Annotated in this window: 4 protein-coding genes; 3 read left to right on the top strand and 1 reads right to left on the bottom strand. The window is 43.9% G+C overall.

Going from position 1 to position 4,135, the window contains the following annotated elements; genetic code table 11:
- Positions 1–500 precede the first annotated feature (500 nt).
- The 3 genes from AB4263_RS06695 to AB4263_RS06685 are packed head-to-tail and all read left to right on the top strand — an operon-like array spanning position 501 to position 3,223.
- The gene (locus AB4263_RS06695; RefSeq protein ID WP_004734203.1) at positions 501–722 is read left to right on the top strand and encodes a FeoA family protein; all 222 of its coding nucleotides are present in this window, start codon (positions 501–503) and stop codon (positions 720–722) included.
- Positions 723–2,996, top strand: a complete 2,274-nt coding sequence (gene feoB / locus AB4263_RS06690) for a Fe(2+) transporter permease subunit FeoB (RefSeq protein WP_017067378.1) — start codon at positions 723–725, stop codon at positions 2,994–2,996.
- Positions 2,993–3,223, top strand: coding sequence for a FeoC-like transcriptional regulator (locus AB4263_RS06685; protein ID WP_017061938.1), 231 nt, complete (start codon positions 2,993–2,995; stop codon positions 3,221–3,223). The genes feoB and AB4263_RS06685 overlap by 4 nt, the downstream gene beginning before the upstream one ends.
- 132 nt (positions 3,224–3,355) lie before the next feature.
- Here the strand turns inward: AB4263_RS06685 and AB4263_RS06680 are convergent, their stop codons facing one another.
- Positions 3,356–3,784 (bottom strand): HIT domain-containing protein, encoded by a 429-nt coding sequence (locus AB4263_RS06680; RefSeq protein WP_017061937.1) that lies wholly within the window; start codon positions 3,782–3,784, stop codon positions 3,356–3,358.
- Positions 3,785–4,135 lie beyond the last annotated feature (351 nt).

The raw sequence follows: 4,135 nt of genomic DNA, 5'->3' as shown, positions 1-4,135 counted from the left end.
CGAGATGCGAGATGCGAGATAAATGGGGAGTTTAAAAAGGTTGTTGGGATAAAACAAAGGGAAGAAAAAAAATATCGTGGCATAGCCGGGGGGACTATACCACGGGTGCCAACGACACCTTCGCTTGCTGCCGGAGTGATATAGCAAAGCCATATCACCTCTGGAATAAAATTAAAGAGAAGTAGTTTCTCTTCGATGGAGTAACTATACGTCCAGCTACTTATTTTACTTATAAAATTAACGACAGATACCTATGAGAAAACCGACATTGTCTCAAGTGATTGATAATTAATGATTTATTTTTGTTTGGGAGGGTTTGTACTAGTGAGGTAGTTCTCGCTAGTTGTTGAAAGTAACGTTTTTGACGTAAACGTTTTTAACGAAACTTACGAGTATGTATTTTCGAAAACATTGATTTCACACAATAGAATTGTGGGCATGTATGTGTATCATGGCGTTAATAACAATCTTTCTCATTATCAGTCACGAATTGGGTACTTATGAAACTCTCACAATTAGAGCAAGGAAAGGCGGCTTCTATTGTTGCACTAACAGGTTTAACACCAGACGTAAGGAAGAAACTTATGGTCATGGGTATGTTGCCAAAAACCGAGGTGACGCTTATCCGCCGTGCACCTATGGGTGATCCGCTTCAAGTTGAAGTGAGAGGTGTTTCTATCGCCATTCGTGAAAGCATTGCAGAACAAATCGAGGTTATCTAAATGGATTATCAAGTTCTTACCGTTGGTAACCCGAATAGTGGTAAAACAACACTGTTCAACGCACTGACTGGTGCTAAGCAGCACGTTGGTAACTGGGTTGGTGTCACTGTTGAAAAGAAGACGGGTTTATACTCGCACGCTGGTGATCAGTTTCAACTAACGGATTTACCGGGTATCTACGCACTAGACAGTGGTAATGATGCGAACAGCATCGATGAGTCTATCGCGTCTCGCGCTGTTTTAACTCACCCAGCAGATGTGATCATCAATGTTGTCGACGCTAGCTGTCTAGAACGAAGCTTATATATGACATTACAGCTGCGTGAGTTGGGTCGCCCAATGATCGTTGTGTTGAACAAAATGGATGTATTAAAGCGCGAACGTCAGGTGATTAACCTTAAAGCACTAGAGAAAGAGCTAGGTTGCCCAGTTCTAAGCTTGTCTGCAAACGATAAAGGTCAAGTGGTTCGCTTTAAAGAGCGTCTGCATAAACTGCTTGTTCAAGGTGTGAGCCTTGACCCTATCTCTATTGATTACGATGCCGCGTTAGAAGCTCTTATCCCTTCTGTTGAGTCACAATTTGATGATGCTGACGTATCTCACCGAGCGCTAGCGATTCGTGCTTTAGAAAATGATTACTTGGTATTGAATGGTTTAGCCCCACAAACTCGCACTCAAATTGATAGCGTGCGTCTTGGTGCCGATTTCGATATTGACCTTGCTGTTGCTGACGCTAAATACACTTTCTTACATGACCTTTGTAAACGTGTTCGTCGCAGCGAAGGCAAACTAAGCCGTAACTTTACAGAGAAAGCAGACCAATTCATTTTGAACAAATGGGTCGGTATTCCTTTCTTCTTCGTTATCATGTACCTAATGTTCATGTTCTCTATCAATATCGGTAGTGCGTTTATCGACTTCTTCGATATTGGTGTTGGAGCAATATTAGTTGATGGTGGACACCACTTATTAGATGGCCATTTACCAGTTTGGTTAGTCACTGTACTTGCTGATGGTATTGGCGGCGGTATCCAAACGGTTGCGACCTTTATTCCTGTTATCGCAGCGCTTTACCTATTCTTAGCGGTACTAGAAAGCTCAGGCTACATGGCTCGTGCTGCATTTGTACTTGATAAAGTGATGCAGAAGATTGGTTTACCGGGTAAAGCATTTGTCCCACTTGTACTGGGCTTTGGTTGTAACGTGCCTTCAATCATGGCAACTCGTACTCTTGACCAAGAGCGCGAACGTAAACTAGCAGCATCAATGGCGCCGTTTATGTCATGTGGTGCTCGTTTACCGGTATACGCACTGTTCGCGGCGGCGTTCTTCCCAGGTGCAGGACAAAACGTAGTATTCGCTCTGTACATCATGGGTATCGTTGCTTCTGTATTTACGGGTTTGTTCCTGAAAAACACGATCTACCCAGGTAGCAGTGATAGCTTAGTGATGGAAATGCCAGATTACGAATTGCCGACAGTGCAAAACGTAATGTTGAAAACTTGGCAGAAGCTGAAGCGTTTCGTACTTGGTGCAGGTAAAACAATCGTGATGGTTGTGGCTATTCTTAGCTTCCTAAACTCTCTAGGTATGGACGGCAGCTTTGGTAACGAAGATAGCGAAAACTCAGTACTGTCTAGAGCAGCTCAAGTTGTAACACCTGTATTCCAACCAATTGGTATTACTGAAGAGAACTGGCCTGCAACGGTTGGTATCATCACAGGTATTTTCGCTAAAGAAGCCGTTGTTGGTACATTAAATAGCCTATATACAACGCCTTCTGATGAAGAAGCAGCTGAGTTTGACTTAGCAGCAAGCCTGCAAGAAGCGGTAATGACGATCCCTGAAAACCTAGCCGGATTGAGCTACTCAGATCCATTAGGTATTGAAGTTGGCGACTTGTCTGACTCTAATTCTGTAGCAGCTGACCAAGAAGTCGATACCTCTATCTTTGGTAACTTGAAAGACAAGTTTGTATCTGGTCATGCGGCATTCGCTTACTTGATTCTTATCCTGCTTTACACGCCTTGTGTGGCCGCGATGGGTGCTTATGTTCGTGAATTTGGTCAGACGTTTGCACGCTTTATCGCGGTTTGGACGATGGCTCTTGGTTACTTTGGTGCGACTTTCTACTACCAAGCGGCAAACTTTGCTGCGCATCCTGTGACAAGTGCAGTATGGATGGTGGCGATTGCTGGTGGTTTTGTGGTGACGTATCGCGTCTTCAAGAAAGTGGGCAGTAAGCAGAAAGCACTAGAGGTGCAAGTAGTATGATTTTAACTGAACTTCATCAATACATTGATAGCCACGGCGTTGCGGCTCGTAAAGAGCTCGCTGCAAAGTTTGGCATGAGTGAAGATGGCGTCGATGCGATGCTGAGTGTTTGGGTCAAGAAAGGGAAAGTTTCTCGCTTGGTCGATACGAATAAGCATGGTCATACAACGCGTATTCGCTACACCATCAGCAAACAAGATGGTTTGTCGCTTAACGTGATGATGTAGTTCGGTCTTCAGACTCTCGTTGAAAAAGGCGAGATTAGAAAATGACAAAGCCGCTTATCTAAGATGAGCGGCTTTTTGTTATGTGTCTTTTCTGAAGTGTTTTGCTTTAAAGCTCAATGAGATGAACTCGAATTATGCTTTCTTGAAGATAGAGCTCAGTGACAGAACGTTTTGGATACGAGTTAGGATAGCGGCTTGATCTTCTTCACTGCGCTGTTCGCCTTTTGTATTACCCCATACTGGGCCGGGCCAAGCAATGTCGTCTTTGAAGCGTGCAATATGGTGGATGTGCAGTTGTGGCACCATATTACCCAGCGCACCAAGGTTCAATTTGTCTGGTTGGAACGTTGCTTCTAATGCTTGGCTTACCGCCTGAGATTCATGTAGGAACTGCTGTTGCTCTTTCATTGGTAAGTGGTGCAACTCTTTTAGGTTGGCACGTTTTGGTACCAAGATAACCCAAGGCACTGCGTTATCTTTGTGTAGCAGGGCTAAGCTCAGTGGAAATTCGCCGATAAGTGTGGTGTCTTTCGCAAGTTGCGGGTGAAGTTCGAAGCTCATGATCTTTCCAATTAATTGTTTTACATGAGTATAAGGTCGGAGTTTGAATGTGGCTAGGGCTTACGTTCTCAATAAGCAGATTCCCTATCACGTTCGTCCCTCACTGTAGGGAATGATGGTGAGAAGAGGGATAACGATTTGGTGTGGTTTGATGGCGCATCATTGATGTTGTCTTGGATTCACTACACCTATTCTCGTCATCTCCTAGAGCGACGAATGAGCGTAATAGGAGATCTCTTGCTGTGTAGGTTAGCTAATCGCTTAAATAATCGAGTAAACAAACCTCCAGACAAAAAAAAGGTTGACGCTTTCACGTCAACCTTTCTAATTTTCTCGAATCTCGAATCTCGA

The organism is Vibrio sp. 10N.261.55.C5 (genome assembly GCF_041470505.1).
Taxonomy (GTDB): Bacteria; Pseudomonadota; Gammaproteobacteria; order Enterobacterales; family Vibrionaceae; genus Vibrio; species Vibrio crassostreae_C.
Note: the sequence above shows the minus strand (reverse complement) of the source record. Positions and strands in the feature narration are given on the sequence as shown.

Coding starts and splice junctions, on each gene's coding strand:
- AB4263_RS06695 (WP_004734203.1), top strand. CDS start 501: ATGAAACTCTCACAATTAGAGCAAGGAAAGGCGGCTTCTATTGTTGCA.
- AB4263_RS06680 (WP_017061937.1), bottom strand. CDS start 3,784: ATGAGCTTCGAACTTCACCCGCAACTTGCGAAAGACACCACACTTATC.
- feoB (WP_017067378.1), top strand. CDS start 723: ATGGATTATCAAGTTCTTACCGTTGGTAACCCGAATAGTGGTAAAACA.
- AB4263_RS06685 (WP_017061938.1), top strand. CDS start 2,993: ATGATTTTAACTGAACTTCATCAATACATTGATAGCCACGGCGTTGCG.